The sequence below is a fragment of the Chloroherpetonaceae bacterium genome, from assembly GCA_033763895.1.
In the GTDB taxonomy this organism is placed as follows: Bacteria; Bacteroidota; Chlorobiia; order Chlorobiales; family Thermochlorobacteraceae; genus JANRJQ01.
On record JANRJQ010000010.1, the window covers coordinates 1 to 20,948 of the forward strand.

Annotated in this window: 17 protein-coding genes; 10 read left to right on the forward strand and 7 right to left on the reverse strand. The window is 45.5% G+C overall.

Annotated elements, in window-relative coordinates; all coding sequences use genetic code 11:
• The 8 genes from SFU91_08295 to SFU91_08330 form a co-directional block, all read left to right on the forward strand.
• Positions 1 to 2,802, forward strand: a 2,802-nt coding sequence (locus tag SFU91_08295) for a T9SS type A sorting domain-containing protein (GenBank protein ID MDX2129021.1), incomplete at its 5' end; no start/stop codon positions are given.
• 165 nt (positions 2,803 to 2,967) lie between these two features.
• The gene (locus SFU91_08300; GenBank protein MDX2129022.1) at positions 2,968 to 3,897 is read left to right on the forward strand and encodes a fatty acid desaturase; all 930 of its coding nucleotides are present in this window, start codon (positions 2,968 to 2,970) and stop codon (positions 3,895 to 3,897) included.
• 246 nt (positions 3,898 to 4,143) lie between these two features.
• Complete coding sequence (locus tag SFU91_08305) at positions 4,144 to 4,536, forward strand: response regulator (GenBank protein ID MDX2129023.1); 393 nt, start codon at positions 4,144 to 4,146, stop codon at positions 4,534 to 4,536.
• A gap of 190 nt (positions 4,537 to 4,726) precedes the next feature.
• Positions 4,727 to 6,388 (forward strand): TldD/PmbA family protein, encoded by a 1,662-nt coding sequence (locus SFU91_08310; protein ID MDX2129024.1) that lies wholly within the window; start codon positions 4,727 to 4,729, stop codon positions 6,386 to 6,388.
• Positions 6,389 to 6,391: 3 nt separating this feature from the next.
• The gene (locus SFU91_08315; protein MDX2129025.1) at positions 6,392 to 8,035 is read left to right on the forward strand and encodes a TldD/PmbA family protein; all 1,644 of its coding nucleotides are present in this window, start codon (positions 6,392 to 6,394) and stop codon (positions 8,033 to 8,035) included.
• Between the two features lie 40 nt (positions 8,036 to 8,075).
• Complete coding sequence (locus SFU91_08320) at positions 8,076 to 9,407, forward strand: TldD/PmbA family protein (GenBank protein ID MDX2129026.1); 1,332 nt, start codon at positions 8,076 to 8,078, stop codon at positions 9,405 to 9,407.
• Between the two features lie 72 nt (positions 9,408 to 9,479).
• Complete coding sequence (locus SFU91_08325; protein ID MDX2129027.1) at positions 9,480 to 11,105, forward strand: TldD/PmbA family protein; 1,626 nt, start codon at positions 9,480 to 9,482, stop codon at positions 11,103 to 11,105.
• An 8-nt stretch (positions 11,106 to 11,113) separates the two neighbouring features.
• The gene (locus SFU91_08330) at positions 11,114 to 12,442 is read left to right on the forward strand and encodes a TldD/PmbA family protein (GenBank protein MDX2129028.1); all 1,329 of its coding nucleotides are present in this window, start codon (positions 11,114 to 11,116) and stop codon (positions 12,440 to 12,442) included.
• A gap of 126 nt (positions 12,443 to 12,568) precedes the next feature.
• Here the strand turns inward: SFU91_08330 and dut are convergent, their stop codons facing one another.
• Both dut and SFU91_08340 read right to left on the reverse strand, forming a co-directional pair.
• Positions 12,569 to 13,015, reverse strand: coding sequence for a dUTP diphosphatase (dut, locus tag SFU91_08335; GenBank protein ID MDX2129029.1), 447 nt, complete (start codon positions 13,013 to 13,015; stop codon positions 12,569 to 12,571).
• 27 nt (positions 13,016 to 13,042) lie between these two features.
• Complete coding sequence (locus SFU91_08340) at positions 13,043 to 14,959, reverse strand: S9 family peptidase (protein ID MDX2129030.1); 1,917 nt, start codon at positions 14,957 to 14,959, stop codon at positions 13,043 to 13,045.
• A gap of 135 nt (positions 14,960 to 15,094) precedes the next feature.
• Here SFU91_08340 and SFU91_08345 point away from each other — a divergent pair, with 135 nt between their 5' ends.
• Together SFU91_08345 and dprA are read left to right on the forward strand one after the other, a co-directional pair.
• Entirely contained in the window at positions 15,095 to 15,781 is a 687-nt protein-coding gene (locus SFU91_08345; GenBank protein ID MDX2129031.1) for an ABC transporter ATP-binding protein, read from the forward strand.
• A 97-nt stretch (positions 15,782 to 15,878) separates the two neighbouring features.
• On the forward strand, positions 15,879 to 17,033 hold the full coding sequence (gene dprA, locus SFU91_08350; GenBank protein ID MDX2129032.1) for a DNA-processing protein DprA: 1,155 nt from the start codon (positions 15,879 to 15,881) through the stop codon (positions 17,031 to 17,033).
• A 93-nt stretch (positions 17,034 to 17,126) separates the two neighbouring features.
• Here the strand turns inward: dprA and rplS are convergent, their stop codons facing one another.
• From rplS to ffh, 5 genes are all read right to left on the reverse strand, one after another.
• Positions 17,127 to 17,489: a 50S ribosomal protein L19 gene (gene rplS / locus SFU91_08355; GenBank protein ID MDX2129033.1), complete on the reverse strand. Its 363-nt coding sequence runs from the start codon at positions 17,487 to 17,489 to the stop codon at positions 17,127 to 17,129.
• 53 nt (positions 17,490 to 17,542) lie between these two features.
• Complete coding sequence (trmD, locus tag SFU91_08360; protein ID MDX2129034.1) at positions 17,543 to 18,217, reverse strand: tRNA (guanosine(37)-N1)-methyltransferase TrmD; 675 nt, start codon at positions 18,215 to 18,217, stop codon at positions 17,543 to 17,545.
• 42 nt (positions 18,218 to 18,259) lie between these two features.
• Positions 18,260 to 18,772, reverse strand: a complete 513-nt coding sequence (gene rimM / locus SFU91_08365) for a ribosome maturation factor RimM (protein MDX2129035.1) — start codon at positions 18,770 to 18,772, stop codon at positions 18,260 to 18,262.
• Positions 18,773 to 18,791: 19 nt separating this feature from the next.
• A complete protein-coding gene (gene rpsP, locus SFU91_08370; protein MDX2129036.1) occupies positions 18,792 to 19,193 on the reverse strand; it encodes a 30S ribosomal protein S16 in 402 nt (133 codons plus the stop codon).
• Positions 19,194 to 19,271: 78 nt separating this feature from the next.
• Complete coding sequence (gene ffh, locus SFU91_08375) at positions 19,272 to 20,624, reverse strand: signal recognition particle protein (GenBank protein MDX2129037.1); 1,353 nt, start codon at positions 20,622 to 20,624, stop codon at positions 19,272 to 19,274.
• Between the last annotated feature and the right edge of the window lie 324 nt (positions 20,625 to 20,948).

Genomic DNA, 20,948 nt, shown 5'->3' on the forward strand with positions numbered 1-20,948 from the left:
AACTTGTATGTGGCTGACCAAAACAACCACCGCGTTTTGCGCTTTGCGAATGCGGCAACGGCGCTAACGGGCGCGGCGGCAACGGTTGCGCTCGGACAACCCAACCTCACAAGCGGCACAGCAAACAACGTCGGTCTCTCGGCAAGCACGATGTTTAATCCATACAGCGTGGCGGTCGATGGGGCGGGCAACTTGTATGTGGCTGACGCAAACAACAGCCGCGTTCTGCGTTTTGCGAGTGCGGCAACGGCGCTAACGGGCGCGGCGGCAACGGTTGCGCTCGGACAACCCAATCTCACAAGCAACACAGCAAACAACGGCGGTCTCTCGGCAAGCACGATGAGTATTCTAAGCGGCGTGGCGGTCGACGGGTCGGGCAACTTGTATGTGGCTGACCAAAACAACAGCCGCGTTTTGCGTTTTGTGAGTGCGGCAACCTTGGCAACGGGCGCGGCGGCGAATGTTGTCTTGGGACAAGGCGGCTTTACAGCAGGCGGGGCAAACGGTTTTGACGGCGCGGGCTTTAACTTACCAAGCGGCGTAGCAGTCGACCCTGTTTCGGGCAAAGTCTTTGTGGCTGACCAATTCAACCACCGCGTTTTGCGCTTTACGAGCGCGGCGGCAATGATGACCGGTAGCGCGGCGGAAGCGGTTTTCGGTCAACCCAATTTTTTTAGTAATACGCCAAATAATGGCGGTCTCTCGGCAAGCACGATGAATGCTCCATTCGGCGTGGCGGTCGACGGGTCGGGTAACTTGTATGTGGCTGACCAAAACAACAGCCGCGTTTTGCGCTTTGCGAATGCGGCAACGGCGCTAACGGGTGCGGCGGCAGCCGTTGCGCTCGGACAACCCGACCTTGTGAGCGGCACAGCAAACAACGGCGGTCTCTCGGCAAGCACGATGAATGGTCTATTCGGCGTGGCGGTCGACGGGTTGGGCAACTTGTATGTGGCTGACGCAGGCAACAGCCGCGTTTTGCGTTTTGCGAGTGCGGCAACGGCGCTAACGGGCGCGGCGGCGACGGTTGCGCTCGGACAACCCAACCTCACAAGCGGCATAGCAAACAACGGCGGTCGCTCTGCGAGCACGATGAATCGTCCATATGGCGTGGCTGTCGACGGGTCGGGCAACTTGTATGTGGCTGATAAAGACAACCACCGCGTTTTGCGTTTTGCGAGTGCGGCAACGGCGCTAACGGGCGCGGCGGCGACGGTTGCGCTCGGACAACCCAACCTCACAAGCGGCATAGCAAACAACGACGGTCTCTCGGCAAGCACGATGTTTGGTCCATACAGCGTGGCGGTCGACGTGTCGGGAAACTTGTATGTGGTTGATAAAGACAACCACCGCGTCTTGCGTTTTGCGAGTGCGGCAACGGCGCTAACGGGTGCGGCGGCAACGGTTGCTCTCGGACAACCCAATCTCACAAGCAACACAGCAAACAACGGCGGTCGCTCAGCAAGCACGATGAATGGTCCATATGGCGTGGCAGTAGATGGGTTGGGTAATCTTTATGTGGCTGATAGAAATAACCACCGCGTTTTACGCTTTAATAGTGGTAACTATGTTGGCAATACCTCCATAATTCCTGCTGGAACTTACAACAATATCACTTTTACCGGCAGTGGGAGCCTCAGCGGTGCTGTTACAGTCAACGGTGTACTTACGCTCAACACAGGTGTTTTAGCAGACTTGAACGGAAATACAATTACGGTTACCAACAGCGCTTCGGGTGCTGTTTCTGGTGCCGGTTTCCTTACTGGGAACGGATCTCTTGTTCGGGCATTCAATGGCAACAACGCTTATGCATTTCCTTATGTACAATCGGGCAACGACCGAAGTGCAACTGTTAACTTTACAAGCGGAGCAAGCACAGGAAATCTCACATTCCAATTTTTCAACACCGCACCCGGAAACACAGGGTTGCCCCAGACTTTTGCAGGCCAAGTTGTAAATGCAGTTGCACCGTTTTTCTGGCGCATTAGCGCCTCTGGTACGCCGGGGACTTATACAATGACTTTGCGGGGAGAAAATGCGCCGGGTATAACCAATGTTACTTCCCTACGAATCGCAAAGCGCCCGAATGGTGGCAGTTGGTCAAGTGTTGGCGCGGGTACATCAAGCGCGAACACCGGAACATTCGATTCTCCAAGTGTGGTGCAATCCGGTATGACTGGATTCTCGGAATTCACCATTGGCGCCGATGGGGCGATAAATCCGCTTCCGGTTGAGTTATCTGCATTCACGGGTGCACGAAGTGCGAATGGGATTCTTCTAACTTGGACTACGGCATCTGAGAAGAATAACTCAGGGTTTGAAGTCCAAAGGAACACAGAACAAGGGGAATGGAAAGCGCTGGGCTTTGTGAAGGGAAAAGGAACGACGACAGAAGCGCAGAGTTATTCTTTCATTGATCGTAGCGTTTCGGGCAAAGTGACCTACCGATTGAAACAAATCGACTTCGATGGAAAGTTTGAACTTCACCCCACAATTGAAGTGGATGCCGGTTTGCCAAATACCTATGCCTTAAATCAAAACTACCCCAACCCGTTCAACCCAAGCACCACGATTGGCTACCAACTTCCGGTGGCAGGCGCAGTGAGCCTCAAGGTCTATGATGTGTTGGGAAGAGAAGTATCAACGCTGGTGAACGCAAGCCAAGCGGCGGGGAGCTATCAAGCCAATTTCAATGCAAGCAATGTGTCAAGCGGGGTGTATTTCTACCGGCTTGAAGTCCGCTCGACTGGCTCGCAAACTGTTAACTTCATGCAAACGAAGAAGATGGTGCTGGTGAAGTAAAATTTAGGGAGTTACAATCTTTTCAGAAGCCTCGGCGAAAGTCGGGGCTTTTTTTGATAGGTCATCCTCACGGCATTCTCCAAAGAATGATTATATTCAATAACTTATCACAAAAGTATCACAAGATTTTTCATCCGAAGTTTCGTCAACCTAAATCCTAAAATTGTGCTTCAAAATAAAGCAGATATCCGCACTGTGGCTTATCTCATGACCACCACGGCATTATTTTTTGTGCAATGGAATCTCGAGAGCCTGAATCCATTTCTCTATGTGTGGCTTCTTTTTATGTCGGTTTCAGTTGCGGTTATTGCGCACAACCACAATCACTTACCGATTTGGAAATCTTCGGTGATGAATGGAATCACCGACTATTGGCTCACGGTTTTCTACGGCTTCCCAACTTTTGCTTGGATTCCAACTCACAATAAAAATCATCACAAATTCAATAATCGCGAAGGCGACTATACCATCACCTACCGATTCACCGAAAAAAATAATTTTTGGACTATCATTTCTTACCCCACCATCAGCAGTTATTTTCAACAAACCCCAATTCGAGATTTTCTCAAAAAAACGTGGGAAAAAGATAAAGGCAAATTTGCCTTCTACATCATGCAGTATGTGGCATTGGCCGCTGTGGTGGCTGTGGGACTTTGGGTGGATTGGAAAAAGGCGATTCTTTATATCCTGATTCCGCATCAAGTGGCGCTGTTTTCTGTGCTTGTTTTCAATTATCTCCAGCATGTCCACGCCGATGAAACCTCGCCCGTCAATCACTCGCGCAACTTCGTGAGCCCGCTCTTAAATGCGTTGCTCTTCAACAACGGCTATCACACCGTTCATCACGATAATGCTCAGCTTCATTGGAGCCTCACACCGGAAGCCCACGCCAAAATGGCCGGGAAAATCGATCCTTATTTAAATGTGCCAAGTTTTTGGGGATACATCGTCAAAACCTATTTCTTAAGCCCCTTCAACAAAAAATTTGCTTCGTATTCTCTCCGCTTGGAGCGAATGAAACAAAAAGCAGCCGCTGAAATGTCCAAGGCCGTGAATTCCCCAACTGAAAAGCATCAAGAAAGCATTCACGCCTAAGCCGATACCTCATTGACTTCATCCCCCTTTTTCCTAATCACCAAATTCTATAGACATAAAATCCCCTCGGGATTAACAGGCGATAATCCGATGGCGAAGCCATCGAATGTTTGTAGCCTTTCAATAAATAAAACCTATTCGATTCAAAAATGCCCTGACTTAATTAAACCTTTGCAAAGCGTGAGATGTCTTAAAAACATAAGCCAAGTCTGTTTACCAACATAAACGCTCGTGTAGAGAACACCAATGAAAAAGAGAATCCTCATTGTCGAAGACGATCCGATGATTTCAAAATTGCTTTTCATCTCCCTTTCCGATCAATACGATCTCGCTTTTGCAAAAAATGGCGAAGAGGGCATCGAAAGGTATCGTTTATTGAAAGACTCGCTAAGCCTTGTCATCACAGATTTTCAAATGCCCATTAAAAACGGAGATGAAGTCGCTTTGTTTGTACGTTCCAATGACAGCACGATTCCGATACTCTTTGCCTCGGGGTCGGATTGGCGCGATCTCAGCCCGAAGCTCGCCGTAATTCCTAATCTTATCGTCATCGCTAAACCCATACGTGTCGTGGCGTTACGGGAGGTCATTTCAAATTTGATCAATAGCCCTGCAGAGCGGCGACCCGCCTTCTCGTAGCTTCTTCCGAGGTAATCTCACGAAATACTCGTTTTGCAAAGTCTTTGCATTCAAGTGTAAAATGATTGAGCAAGCCTTTGCATTTCCACTTCAGTGTGATTAAACTTCAAAAATTGTTTCGTGCATCAGTCCTATCTCAACGAAACAAAGGTCAATTTTTGAATCAACATAAACTTGGAGGAACTGCCGCGTGGAGCGTCGAGATTTCTTGAAATTAGCCGGATTAGGAGTCTCCGGCGCAGCATTAACCAGCCTGACTTCACTTCCTACCTTCGCTAAAGAAATTCCTGTTGAACAGTCTCTTGCCTCACTTGCCGATTTCGTCGATGTGAAAAAATTGAGCGATGCCGCACTTTCAGCGGCCAAAGCTGCTGGTGCCACTTACTGCGATGTTAGAATCGGTAGATACCTCAATCAAGCAGTGTTTACGCGCGAAAACAAAGTGCAGAATGTAACCAATACCGAATCGATTGGAGCAGGGATTCGCGTCCTTGCCGGTGATAAAGCCACGTGGGGCTTCGCGTCAAGCAACGATTTATCGCCTGAAGGCATCGCCCGAACTGCACGCGCAGCAGTGGCTATTGCAAAAGCCAATTCACGCATTCAAACCGATCCTGTGAAGCTTGCACCGACACCTTCGCTCGGAGAGGTTTATTGGAAAACCCCAATCGAAAAGAATGCCTTCGAAGTGCCAATGAAAGAAAAGGCCGATCTTTTGCTTTCGGTCAACGCCGCTGCAATGAAAAATGGAGCACCGTTTGTGACTTCATTTGTCTTTTGCATCAACGAACAAAAATATTTTGCCTCAAGCGATGGCTCCTACATTTCGCAAGATGTGCATCGCTTGTGGCCGGCGGCTTTTGTCAATGCCGTGGATCAAACCTCTGGAAAGTTTGAAACCCGCAGTGCGCTCTCTTCACCCGTCGGAATGGGTTGGGAGTATCTCTCCGGTCGGAAGGAAGGCAAATTTGCCGGGCCTCAAGGCACCGTAACGCGTTACGGAAAGTATTATGATATGGTCGAGGATATTGGGAATGCCGCCATTTTGGTAAGAGAAAAACTCAGCGCGAAGTCGGTTGAAAAAGGCAAATATGACCTCGTACTTGACCCGTCACACTTATGGCTGACAATTCACGAATCCGTCGGTCATCCGCTTGAACTCGACCGTGTGCTCGGCTATGAGGCCAATTATGCGGGAACGAGTTTCGCGACACTTGACAAGTTAAAATCGGGCAACTTCAAATATGGCAGTAAGCTCGTTAATCTCTTTGCCGATAAAGTTCAACCCGGTTCATTGGGTGCGGTGGGTTACGACGATGAAGGCGTAAGCACCAAGCGATGGGATTTGGTGAAGGAAGGAACGCTTGTAAACTATCAAGCCATTCGTGATCAAGTTCATATTCTAGGGCAAAACGAATCTCACGGTTGCTGTTACTCGCAAAGCTGGGCTGATGTACAATTCCAACGCATGCCTAATGTCTCGCTTGCTCCCGGAAAGAAAAAACTTTCGGTAGATGAATTGATCAAAGATGTGAAGAAAGGAATTTATATCGTTGGCGATGGCTCCTTCTCCATCGATCAGCAACGCTATAATTTCCAATTTGGCGGACAGCTTTTCTACGAAATTAAAAATGGAAAAATCACCGGAATGCTCCGCGATGTGGCTTATCAATCCAATACGCAAGAATTCTGGAACTCGTGTGCAGCAATTGCGGACGACCGCGATTTCAGGCTCGGCGGTTCATTCTTCGACGGAAAAGGGCAGCCCTCGCAATCAAGCGCGGTTTCTCACGGGTCTTCAACCACCCGCTTTAATGGGGTCAATGTGATTAACACATCTCGCAAAATTTAAATCATGAAGCGAAGAGATTTTATAAAACTTTCCGCCTTAGGGCTTGGCTCAGCTGCCTTGGTAAGTCCCGTGCTTTCAAAGCCGTTTGAAAAATCGGTTGATGAATCGCGCCTAAAGGAAGCAACACTTTCAGCGGTCGATAAAAAGAATTTGGCAACTGTGGCACTCACTGTCGCGACTTCCTCCGGAGCTTCATATGCCGATGTCCGTTTGGGAATGTATCTCCGCCAAGCCATCAACACCCGCGAAAAGCAAGTGCAAGGCATTCAAAGCGGCGAGTCGCTCGGTGCCGGGGTTCGTGTGATTGTGAACGGCACGTGGGGATTTTCATCCACCAACGATCTCACCGCCGATGGCATCGCCAAAGCAACTCGCGGCGCAGTAGCCATTGCAAAAGCGAATTCTCGCATACAAACCGAGCCTGTTAAACTTGCGCCCACTAAAGGTTTGGGCGAGGTGTCGTGGAAAACACCGATTTTGAAAAATGGATTTGATGTTCCCATTAAAGAAAAAGTAGAGGTATTGCTTAGCGCCAATGCTGCAGCAATGACTGCCGGGGCGAGCTTTGTGAATTCACAACTCTTCCTGATTAATGAGCAAAAGTACTTTGCTTCGACCGATGGCAGTTTCATTGATCAGGATATTCACCGAATATGGCCAAATTTCTCTGTCACCGTTACTGATGGACCGGGCAAATTTGAGACTCGCTTGGCGCTCAGTGCCCCTTCAGGAATGGGCTATGAGTATTTGGATAATAATGCCAAACCGGCACTTACCACTGCGCTTGACTTGTACGACAAGAGATATAATATGATTGCCGATGCTCGTGATGCCGCCAAACAAGCCAAAGAAAAGTTAAGAGCAAAGTCGGTGGAAAAGGGCAAGTATGATTTGGTTTTAGACCCAACGCATCTTTTTCTTACTATTCATGAATCTGTTGGTCATCCGCTTGAGCTAGACCGCGTCCTTGGCTATGAAGCCAATTATGCCGGTACAAGTTTTGCTACGCTTGATAAATGGAAAACCAAAAAGTTTAATTACGGTAGCCCCATAGTCAATTTCTTTGCGGATAAAACTCAGCCCGGTTCGCTTGGCTCTGTCGGTTATGATGATGAAGGCGTGCAATCCAAACGCTGGGATTTGGTCAAAGACGGCGTGCTTGTCAACTATCAAGCGACGCGCGATCAAGTTCACATTATCGATCAGAATGAATCACACGGTTGTTCTTACGCCGATAGTTGGAGCAGCGTGCAATTTCAACGCATGCCCAATGTTTCACTTGCGCCCGGAAAAAAGAAGATTACCCCAATGCAAATGATTAAAGATGTTAAAAAAGGCATCTACATTGTTGGTCGTGGGTCATATTCCATCGACCAGCAGCGATATAATTTCCAATTTGGTGGGCAGCTTTTTTATGAAATCAAAGATGGGAAAATTGCAGGGATGCTGAAAGATGTGGCTTATCAATCCAATACACAAGAGTTTTGGAATTCGTGCAGTGCACTTTGTGATGAGCGCGACTACCGTCTGAATGGATCGTTCTTTGACGGCAAAGGTCAGCCATCCCAAGTGAGTGCCGTCTCGCACGGCTCGCCCACGGCCCGCTTTAACGGAATCAATGTTTTGAATACAGGACGTAAAATCTAATAACAATTTTTTCTTAACGATTAATCGCTTTTTGAAAGCAATGCCAATACTAACCAAAGAAGAAGCACAAGCGATTCTGAGTAAAGCGCTTGGGTACTCCAAAGCGCCGGAGTGCGAAGTGAATTTGGGCGGAAGCGTCGGCGGAAATATCCGTTACGCGCGAAACACCGTTTCCACGAGTGGTGAAAATAGCAACATGACACTTGTGGTTCAATCCAAATTTGGAAAGAAAACCGGAACAGCAACCGTCAATGAATTTACCGATGCTGCCATTGAACGCACCGTTCGCCGGGCTGAAGAGCTTGCGCAGCTTGCACCTGAAAACCCCGAAGCGATGCCGCTTTTGGGTCAGCAAAAGTATCTTGAATCGGTCACAGCATTTGCATCAACCGAGGGGATTACGCCGGAGTACCGTACCAAAGTGGCTGAAGACAGCATTATACCCTGCACCGGAAAGGATTTACAAGCGGCGGGGTTTTTGGATCACGATACCTCATTTGGCGCAGTTGCCAATTCAGCGGGGCTTTCACTTTATCAAAAATCGACCAGTGTTGAGTTTACACTTACCGTTAGAACCACCGATGGCACCGGCTCGGGGTATGTTACTCGAGACTACAACGATGTCTCACAGTTTAACTCAGCAGCGGCTTCGCAAGTCGCCATCGAAAAAGCGCTTCGTTCACGCGAAGCCAAAGCCATCGAGCCGGGGAAATACACCGTCATTCTTGAGCCTGCCGCTTTGCTTGCCAATACTGATGCAAGTCTTATTGGCGCAATGATTAACGCAATGGATGCTCGCAGTGCTGATGAAGGCAGAAGTTTCTTCTCAAAAAAAGGCGGAGGAAATAAAATCGGTGAGAAATTTATCGACGAACGTATCAGCGTTTTTTCCGACCCAACCAATAGTGATATTCCTTCAACCCCTTGGGTAGGCGACGGTCGCCCGCGTGAAAAAACCACTTGGGTTGAAAACGGTGTGCTTCAAAATCTTTTCTACTCGCGCTATTGGGCTGAAAAGAAAGAAAAGAAATCGATTGCCCCGCCCGGCGGCATCATCATCCCCGGGACAAATGCGAGCCTTGAAGATTTGATTAAAGACACGAAAAAAGGAATTCTAATTACTCGGTTGTGGTATATCCGTCCGGTGGACCCGCAAACCTTGCTTTACACCGGGCTCACGCGCGACGGAACATTCTTTATCGAAAATGGAAAAATCGCTTTCCCAATTAAAAACATGCGCTTCAATGAAAGCCCCATCATTATGCTCAATAACCTTGAAGCCTTGGGTAAGCCGGTTCGAATGGCAGGGAACATGATTCCGCCGATGAAGATTCGGGATTTCACTTTTGAAAGCCTTTCAGACGCAGTCTAACTTTCATTAAAGTCGGCTACAGTGCAGGTAGCCGACTTTTTTTAGTATTCATAAATCAACAACCATTTATACATGCAGCGACGCGATTTTTTAAAAGTAACCGCCTTTGGTGCCGGTGCCTTGATGTTGCCGAAATATGCAGTAGCCTCCGTCATCGAGCCTGAAGCGGCTTGGATGGACGCTTCCCAAAAGAAAAAACTGGCAGATATCGCATTAAACGAAGCAAAAACACAAGGCGCAACTTATTGCGATGTCCGGCTCGGCCGTTACCTCAATCAATTTATTTTTGCTCGGGAAGATAAAGTTCAGAATGTGGTGGATACCCTCTCTGCCGGAATCGGAATCAGGGTGATTGCAAACGGTACGTGGGGCTTTGCTTCTACCGACGATCTCTCGTCCGAAAGCGTTGCCAATGCCGCAAAGGAAGCTGTGATGATTGCAAAGGCAAATTCAGTCTATCAAACTGAGCCTGTCAAACTTGCCCCGCAAAAGGGTGTGGGTGAGGTTGTCTGGAAAACCCCGATTGAAAAAGATGCATTTAAGATTCCCATCAAAGACAAAGCGGATTTGTTATTAAAGGCAAACGCAGCAGCAATGAAAAAGGGAGCCAACTACATCAACTCGGTGCTCTTCTTTGTCAATGAACAAAAATACTTTGCCTCAAGCGATGGCTCCTACATCGATCAAGATGTGCACCGCACTTGGCCAACATTTCAAGTAACCTGTATCGACGAAAAAACCGGAAAATTTCAGACTCGAGACTCCCTTTCCGCTCCAATGGGAATGGGCTATGAATATCTCGATGGCAAATCATCCGAGAAATTAAAAGGCGTAACCACCAACTATCGCAATAGTTACGATATGGTGGAAGACGCTTCGAACGCTGCGCTTGAAGCGAAATTGAAACTTAAGGCGAAATCGGTTGTGGCAGGGAAGTACGATCTCGTGCTCGACCCTTCACACCTTTATCTCACCATTCACGAATCCGTTGGCCATCCACTAGAGCTCGACCGTGTTTTGGGGTATGAGGCCAACTACGCCGGAACAAGTTTTGCAACCCTCGATAAATGGAAAACGAAATCGTTCAAATATGGTAGCCCAATCGTAACGCTCTTTGCTGATAAAACACAAAAGCACTCGCTTGGCGCCGTCGGATACGACGATGAAGGCGTACCCACAAAAAGGTGGGATTTGGTGAAAGATGGAATCCTTGTCAATTATCAAGCCATTCGCGATCAGGTTCAAATCATCGATCAAAATGAATCTCACGGCTGCTGTTATGCCGATAATTGGGGATCAGTCCAATTTCAACGTATGCCCAATGTGTCGCTTGCGCCGGGGAAAAAGAAACTTGCGGTCAGTGAAATGATTAAAAATGTTGAAAAAGGAATTTACATCCTTGGCGCAGGATCCTACTCTATCGATCAACAACGGTATAACTTCCAATTCGGTGGCCAACTTTTCTATGAAATCAAAAATGGAAAAATTGGTGAAATGCTCAAAGATGTGGCCTATCAATCCAATACGCAAGAGTTTTGGAATTCATGTGTGGCCATCTGCGATGAAAAGGATTACCGCCTTGGCGGAACCTTCTTTGATGGAAAAGGACAGCCGGGGCAAATCAGCGCGGTTTCTCACGGCGCTTCAACCGCCCGCTTTAACGGAGTTAATGTGATCAATACTGAACGCAAAATTTAAAATCAAGAATGGCAATACTAACAGAAAGCGAAGCAAAACGCATCCTTGAGAAAGCGCTCAGTTTCTCAAAGGCTGATGAATGCGAAGTCAATTTAGGTGGTGGAAAAAGCGGCAACATTCGCTATGCACGCAACACCATCTCAACAAGCGGCTCACAAAATAGTATCTCGCTTGCAATCCAATCCTCTTTCGGCAAACGCACCGGCAACGTCACGACCAACGAATTGACAGACGATGCCATTGAAAAGGCCGTTCGCCGTTCCGAAGAGCTTGCAAGGCTTGCGCCGGAAAATCCTGAGTTTGTCAAAAACTTGGGTAAGCAAACCTATCTGACTTCCAAAACACATTTCGAAAGCACCGCAGCCATTACGGCGGAGTATCGCTCAAAGGTTGCTGCAGCGGGAATCACGGCCTGTAAAGCCAATGGAAATCTGACCGCGGCAGGATTCTTTCAAAACAACGAGTATTTCCAATCGATGGCCAATTCTTCGGGAGTTTCGGCTTATCAATTAGGAACCAATACCGAGTTTAATCTCACGGTTCGTACCAACGATGGTACTGGGTCCGGCTATGTTTACCGAGATGTGAACGACATTGCTCAATTCGATGCAGCCGTGGCTTCTCAAATTGCGATTGAAAAAGCCTTGCAATCGCGTGAACCCAAAGCCATTGAACCCGGAAAATATACCGTCATTTTAGAACCCTCGGCGCTTGTTTCCGATGAAGGACTTTTGAATCAAATGATGTTTAATATGGATGCCCGCAGTGCCGAAGAAGGAAGAAGCTTCCTTTCAAAAGCCGGTGGGAAAACCAAATTAGGCGAAAAGTTGATTGATGAACGCATCACTATTTACTCCGACCCAACCCACCCCGATGTTCCCGCTCAAACGTGGAGTGGCGATGGGAGGCCACAAGAAAAAACTGTTTGGATTGAAAAGGGTGTAGTAAAAAATCTTTTTTACTCGCGCTATTGGGCTGAAAAAAAAGGAGTAAAAGCAACACCATTTCCAAGCAATATTATTATCGACGGTGGCACGGCATCAATCGAAGATTTAATTAAAGATACCAAACGTGGCATCTTGGTCTCACGCCTGTGGTACATTCGCGATGTTGATCCGCAAACCTTGCTTTACACAGGCCTTACGCGCGATGGGACGTTTTTTATTGAAAACGGAAAAATCGCACATCCAATTAAGAATTTAAGATTCAATGAGAGCCCGATTATTATGCTCAATAATTTGGAAGCTTTAGGCAAACCAATGCGAATGTTGGGCAATTGGATTCCGCCGATGAAAATTCGGGACTTTACCTTCACCAGTCTTTCCGACGCGGTTTAATCCTGCTGCTTGTATGTTTCAATTCAGAGAATAAAAAGAGGCTGCACATTGCAGCCTCTTTGTTTTTAATTGATTCCTCTATTATGATCAACCAAGCCTAGAATCTCTCTATAAAAAAATCAAGCATTACTTTCTTTCTATGCCCGTGTGACCAAATCCTCCCACGCCGCGCTCTGTTGAACCAAGTTCCGAAACCACTTCAAAATGTGCTTGTTCAACTTTTGCAATAATCATTTGTGCGATTCGATCACCATTGCGCACGGTGAACGGTTCACGGCCGTGATTGATGAGAATAACCTTCACTTCACCTCGATAATCGGCATCAATCGTCGCCGGCGAATTCGGAAGTGAGATGAGATTTTTGAGCGCCAAGCCACTTCGAGGGCGAAGTTGCGCTTCATATCCTTCGGGAAGTGCAATCGCAAAGCCTGTGGGAATCAATGCAGAGCCTTGCGGAAGAATCGTGATATCCGAATCAAGGCAAGCGGAAATATCCATTCCCGCTGCTTGCTTCGTGGCATAAAATGGAAGTTTTGCTTCGGGATGAAGTCGTTGAAATTGAACGGACACCATTCTAGTATTCGATTATCGTTAAAAAAATTAAAGATCATTCATCCCTAAAAGGTGCTTCGCCAAAAATTTTTCCATTGCTTCATAAAACTCAAATCGATTCTCTTCATTCCGAAACCCGTGGCCTTCATTTTCTTTAACCAAATATGGAACATCAATGCCTCGATTTTTTAGGGCTTCTACGATTTGATCAGATTCGGATTTTTTCACGCGAGGGTCGCGTGCACCCTGAGCGACAAAGAGCGGCGCTTTGATTTTATCCACATGAAAAACCGGAGAGGCATCACGAAGCAAAAGGCTATCCTTATCAGGGTCACCAATCATTTCATACATCTGATCAAGATAGGGTTTCCAATAAGGGGGGATGGTTTCCATTAAGGTAAAGATGTTTGAGACACCAACATAATCAACCCCACAGGCATAAAGATCAGGTGTAAATGCAAGCCCCGCTAGCGTTGCATAACCGCCGTAACTTCCACCATAAATGGCGATGCGTTTTTTATCGGCTATCCCTTGTGAAATAAGCCACGCCACACCATCGGTAATATCGTTTTGCATTTCCTTTCCCCACTTCTTGAAAGAAGCTTCCCAAAATGCGCGTCCATACCCCGTAGAGCCGCGGAAATTCATTTGCAAAACGGCATACCCGCGATTCGCCAAAAATTGAACCTCAGGGTCGAAGCCCCATTCATCACGAGCCCACGGCCCACCGTGCGGGTTAACGATCACCGGTAAATTTTTGGGTTCTATTCCTTTAGGCAAGGTTAAATAACCGTGGATGGTAAGCCCATCGCGCGATTGATATGAAATCGGCTTTACCTCACACAAATCGTCTTCATTGAGCCAAGGTGCAACCTCCGTCAGTTTAGAAAGTGTGCGTGTATTTTTTTCGAAGAGATACACAGCGCCACGAGAGCGGTCGCTCATTGTACGAACAATAAAAATCGATTCGTCTTTCGTTGCCGATGTAACAAACACTTCAGTATTGGGCAATTGTGCTTGTAGGTATTTGAAATCAGCTTCAGACTCTGCATCTAAAAACTTTTGCTCGGTTTTCCAAGTCGTGAAGCTGATAGCCGTGAGAACTTTTCTCTTTTTTGAATAAGCCATTGAATAAACATCAACTTCGGGGTGTTCAAAAAGTAATTCTGTTTCTTTCACACTTTTGGGGTCAAATTTGACAATGGCTGCTTTATCTCTTCCAAGGTTAGACGCCGCGTAAAAAGCGGTGTTATCGAAAGTAAAAAACAGAGGTGACAAAGATTCCTTAAAACTGGTAGTTAGAATCGGCGAAAAGGGTGCTGAGTCGTTTTCGCGATAAAGTACAGCTTGATTGACGCCGTCGCTTTGAATGGCGATGCGAATCGTGCCGTTGTGGTCTGTCACCCAACTTCCCACACCACCCGGATTTTCAGCCACCATTTTCATTTCGCCGGTCTCGGTGTTAAGTCGGTAAACATCGAAATTTTCTCGGTCGCGCTTATTCAAGCCAACAAGAATATCTGTTGGGTGGTCTTCAAGGTCATCGATAATTTCAGCACGAACACTGTCAAATGGCGTGAGGTCGCGCTCACCGGTGCCATCGGGATTGACGGCAAAAACATGAAAATTTTCATCGCCTCCAAAGTCTTTTGCATACAATATTTTCGACTCGCCTTTCCAGAAGTATCCGGAAATGTCACGATCTTTAATGGTAGTGATTTGTTTTGCGGGTTCGGTGGGGTCGCTTCGTTTGTAAACAAAAACATTCATTCGGTTTTCAACAGGTGCAAGGTAGGAGATAAAAGACCCCAAAGGAGATATTTGATAGCCTGCTTTCTCAGGGTTTCTAAAAAAATCGCGAAGTGGAATCATCGGTGGTGTTGGTTCTTTTGTTGTTGGTGCACAGCTTTCAATTCCTGCGGCGCCGCTTGATATAAGTGCTAAAATAATCAAGAGTTTTTTCATTGATTAATCTGGTATTGAATGTTTGAATCTTAAAGTTGCAACGATTACCAAAGGGTATGAGTTTATCTTACCTAAAATATTATGGTAATGTAAGAAACACCAAAATGAACCAAGTGGTTGTAAAATTTTATCTCAATGATTGAGTTAAATAAAGTTAGAAAAGTTTACAATGAGAAATCCTCACCGGTTGAGGCGTTGAAAGACGCGTCATTTTCGGTTAGCCAAAGCGATATTGTGGCTTTAATCGGCAGCTCAGGAAGTGGAAAAACAACACTCTTGAATATGCTTTCGGCAATTGATATTCCAACCAGCGGAACGGTTGTCATTTCAGGCGAAGACATCTCGCTGTATTCACAAAAAAAATTAACAGAGTTTAGAAGAAGTAAAGTTGGAATTGTTTTCCAATTTTTTAATCTCATGCCCACTTTATCTGTTTTGGAAAATGTGACTCTTCCGGCTTTGCTTGCAGGGAAAAATGAAATGGAATCGGCTAAGGCAGCAGAAAAATGGCTCGAGCGTGTTGCTCTTGCTCATCGCATGAATTATAAGCCACATACCCTTTCGGGCGGTGAAATGCAACGAACCGCCATCGCGCGAGCACTAATCAATAATCCAGAAATTATTATTGCGGATGAGCCCACGGGAAATTTAGATTCAAAAAATGCGGCCATCATCCTTAACCTGATTAAAGAACTTGCAAGTGAGGAAAAAACTACTTTGATTATCGCTACTCATTCTAAAGAGGTGGCCAATGCTGCGAATCGGGTGATCTCAATTAAAGACGGTGTGACCTACGATGGTGATGAAATTGTGAAAGGCTAAATGAAGGAGATTCGCTCAACTCAATGTTTTGCAAGTAAAATTTTTCTTCTAAATTCAAGCGTCATTTCTCAACATACTTTTCGATAAATCTTACACTGTGATAATTCCTCACAAAGAAACTTTAACCTTTGATCTCTTGGTGCTGTCACAAGTTCCGGGAATTGGTCTGGTTCGCCTCAAAAATCTCATCAATCGATTCCAAACTCTCGAAAACATTAAACGAGCCGGGGCAGGCGAACTTTCTCGAACGCCACTTATCGGCGAGCAACTTTCCGATACCATCTCAGCTTTTTTTCATAATCAAGAAGTTTTTCAAAAAGCATCCCATAATGCTGAAAAACAGGTATTGATGCTTGAAAAGTCTGACATTCGTTTTGTTACATTTTGGGATGAAACCTACCCAAGTTTGCTCAAAGAAATTGGTGATGCGCCGGCCTATTTTTTTATTCGCGGTGAGTTTAAGCCGGAAGATTCAAAATCTGTCGCAATTGTTGGGACTCGATCACCTTCAGAATATGGAAAGAATGCAACCAAGAAGATTGCCACCGAACTTGCAGAAGCCGGAGTGACCATCATCAGCGGCTTGGCTATCGGAGTTGATACCGAAGCCCACCGCGCAGCCCTTGATGCAGGCGGAAGAACGCTCGCGGTACTTGGAAATGGAATCGACGATATTTATACCGATCGATCCAGAAAACTTTTTCCAAGAATTTTGGAAAATGGTGCCATCATTACAGAAGAGTGGATTGGAACGCCGCCTGTTGCGGAAAACTTCCCAAAGCGAAATCGTATTATCTCAGGGCTTTCACTTGGTGTAGTGATTGTAGAATCGGATGTCACCGGCGGTTCACTTATCACAGCAAAGTACGCCTTGGAACAAAATCGAGATGTCTTTGCCATTCCGGGGAGCATTTTTTCGAGGAAGTCGAATGGGACAAACGCGCTAATTCGTGACGGTGCAGAGCTTGTTTCATCCGGAAAAGAAATATTAGAATCACTAAATCTCTTATCCAAAAATAAAAATTCTGAGAGAGGTAATGCGCTTCTCCCCCTCGTTTTGCCTGAAATGACAGAGCAAGAGATTCATGTTTTTCGCCATCTTTCCGAATCCCCATTGCATATTGATCTCATTGCAGAGCGGACAGGGCTAGATATCAGCGAAGTTCTTGTCGCGCTATTCGAATTAGAATTCAAAGATTGTGCAGTCCAAGAAGCAGGCCGGTTTTTTAAGAAGTCGGCGAAGTACGCATAAACTCCGAGCATCAAAATCAAAAACGGGCACAATGCCCGTTCTTGATTTTCAGTAATCTGGGTTAAGTCTTTAATCTAATCGAATGCAATTGATTTAAGCTTTTGCCGGGCGTGCTTCGCGCTCTTTAACACGGGTTGCTGCTTTTCCGGTCAGTCCGCGCAAATAAAAGAGTTTCGCACGGCGAGCTTTACCGAGACGGGTAACATCAATTTTTGCAATACTTGGAGAATGAAGTGGGAAAATACGCTCAACCCCAACGCCGTGCGCAATTTTACGAACGGTCATCGTGGCGGATAGGCCACTGCCACGGCGGCTGATGACAATTCCTTGAAACAACTGAATTCGCTCTTTATCACCTTCAATAACGCGTACATGAACTGTAATTGTATCTCCGTGGCGAAACTCAGGAATATCGCTCTTCGCGTAGCCGGCTTCAACTAATTTAATTTTATCCATTGTTCGAATAGTATAGTTTTAAGAAAATGATTGACCTGCTTACGCAGTGAAAATTATTGTAAAAGATCCGGTCGGCGCTGTTTGGTTCGCTCAAGCGAATTCAACTGCCGCCATTCTTCAATTCTTTTATGGTTTCCTGAAAGTAACACTTCTGGTACTTTCATCCCTCTAAATTCGGCCGGCCTTGTATAATGAGCCGTATCTAACTTTCCATCTTGAAATGAATCAAGCAAAGCCGATTCGATATCTGTCATAACCCCGGGTAACAAGCGTACGATGGAATCTGTAAGAACCATAGCCGCTGGCTCACCGCCAGAAAGAACAAAATCACCGATCGAAATCTCCTTTGTGATCAATGTTTCTCGTATTCGCTCATCAATGCCTTTATAATGACCACAAAGCAAAATCAAATTTTCTTTGAGCGAAAGCCGGTTACTGATTGATTGATTCAGCGGTTCACCATCAGGGGTGAGATAAATAACCTCATCGTAAACGCGTTCAGATTTAAGCCTTTCAATGATCTTGAACACGGGCTCACACATAATAATCATCCCCGAACCGCCCCCGAATGGAGAATCGTCAACCTGTTGATAGTTTCCAATCCCATAATCATGAAGATTATGTGTGACAATTTCAACAAGGGATTTGGATTGCGCAATTCGAACGATACCATTTTGCAAAAACGATTCGAAGTATCGCGGCATTACCGAAATCAGGTCAAGCCTCATAAATCAAGCCTTGTAAAAAATATCTTAGAGCTGAGAAGAAAATCAAAGAAATTCTTCGAACCGCCTTACGATTACTTTTCGGTTTTGCAAATCAACCGAAGCAATAAATTCCTCTAAGGCCGGAATCAAAATGGTTTTTGAACGGTCGGCTTCCAATTGTATTTCGTACGAATCGCACGAAGGATAATTGAAGACATTACTCACAACACCAAGCGGCTCAAGTGCTTCATTAACAACCGTTAGACCAATGAGTTCGTGAATAAACGCTTCATTACGCCGCGGTTTTGCCATTTCACGTTCATCCAAAAAAATTGTGGAACCTAAAAGTGGCTCAGCCTTTTCAAGGCTATCGATACCCTTAAAGGCAAGGAAAACAAAATCATCTTGTATTCTTGCCGAGTCAACTTCAAAGAGAACAGCGTCAGTTTCTGTTTTACCAAGAAATAATCGCTTGCGCGTCTTAAACTTTTCAGGAAAACTTGTTTCAGAAAGAACCTTTACTTCACCTTTTAGCCCTCTTGTTTTTACGATTTTCCCAATCGTTACAAATGGCATTGAGGCGGTCAATTAAAGATTAAGAAGCGGCTTTTTCACTGCTTTCCGCCTTCTTTTTCTTTCGGCGAATGGATTTGCGCGAAGCCTTCTTCTTTAAGCGATTTTCCTGACGAGCGGTCCACTTTGCCATTTCCGCGATAATTTCTTCTTCGCTTTTCCCTTTTCTTTGAAGCGACATTTTATAAAGAAGACCGGTAGAGCGCAAAACACCTTGCGCCGTTACGGTTGGCTGCGCACCAACACCGAGCCAATAAACCACTCGGTCTTCCTTCAGCGTTACTCGCTGAGGACGAAGTTTTGGCTCATAGCGACCCAAAACTTCCAAAAATTTTCCATCTCTACGGGCGCGAATGTCCGTAGCCACGACTTGATAGATCGGGAGTTTTTTTCTACCAATCTTGCGTAATCTAATCTTAACCAATGTTGTGCAATATTTAGTGTTTAAGAGAAACTGTACCTTAGAAGCAAGGCTTCAAAAAACTATTCGCAATTCACAAGCCTATGACCGATTCAAAAGCCTGCCAAGCTGCATGTTATCGGCCGTTAATTTGCGGCCGGATTTTGCCATTTTCGTAATCGACTTCATCATTTTTTTCATTTCAGTGAACTGCTTTAGAAGTGCATTCACATCCTGAACAGAAGTTCCACTTCCCTTGGCAATGCGAATTCGACGACTGCCATTAATAACATCCGGCTTTTTTCGCTCTTCTAAAGTCATAGAATGAATAATTGCCTCTACCTTTTTCATATCTTTTTCATTGATTTGATCGGTTGGAAGCATTTTACTCATTCCCGGAATCATTGAAACGATATTTTGAAGTGAGCCCATTTTTCTAATTTCTTGAATCTGACCGAGGAAATCCTCGAGGTTGAATTCATTTTCAAGAAGTCGTTTTTGCAACTCTTCACTCTTCTTCAGGTCAAGTTTTTCCTGCGCTTTTTCGACGAATGAAACGATATCGCCCATTCCTAAAATGCGCTGCGCCATTCGTTCGGGGTAGAAAATATCAAGGTCTTCTACTTTTTCCCCTTGGCTAATAAATTTAATCGGCTTTTGAACAACGGTTTTAATAGACAGAGCCGCACCGCCACGGGTGTCACCATCCATTTTGGTTAGTACCACACCGTCAAAATCAAGCCGGTCATGAAAGGCTTTGGCTGTTGAAACAGCTTCTTGCCCAATCATTGAATCAACAACAAAAAGAATTTCTTCAGGAGAAAGCAACCGCTTCAATTCTGCGGCTTCACTCATCATTTCTTCATCAATCTGCAAACGGCCGGCGGTATCGAGAATCACAATATCGCGAGCATTTTGTTTTGCAAATTCAATTCCCTTCGTGGCGGCTTTAATGGCATCCTTTTCTTCAATTGAAAAAACAGGGATATCAATTGAAGCGCCTAATGTTTTTAATTGATCAACGGCTGCGGGTCTGTAAACGTCAGCAGCAACAAGGAGAGGATTTCGCCCTTTTTTCTTGAGCTGAAGTGCAAGCTTTGCTGAAAAGGTTGTTTTACCTGACCCTTGAAGCCCTGCAACCATTATGACCGCGGGGATTCTGTTGGTTTGAAGATTTAAATCCGCTTTTTCGCCACCCATTAATAATGTTAATTCGTCGTAAACGATCTTAACTATCATTTGTGAGGGTGAAACACTTTGAATCACCTCATTACCTAATGCGCGCTTCCGAACATCCTCAATAAATTGCTTGACAACATTATAGTTGACGTCGGCGTCTAAGAGCGCACGCTTAATATCGCGGAGCGCATTTCCGATATTGACCTCATTGATTTTCGACTGCCCCGAAACTTTTCGAAGCGCAAGATCAAGTTTATCGCTTAGTGACTCAAACAATGTGATTGAAGATGGATTAATAACCTAAAAACCCTTATTGAATAAGACATTTGCTTATCCTATTCAAAAAAATGCTCCTTTTTTGCTTTCTGAGCGTATTCCCGCTAAAAAAAGTGAGCGGCAAATTTACATGAAATTTTCAAAAGCACAAAAATGATTTTCGGGTTTCTTGATTTCATTTCTTCAAAAGAAAATGTGTTTTTTTGAGGAGTCTTTTTGAAAAAGCATTCTAAACGCATAGACAAAAAAGAGGGTTTTCATTAACACATATTTCAAGGTCTGTAAACTTTTCAAAGAATCTGAAAGAGTAGAATCTCTTTTTAT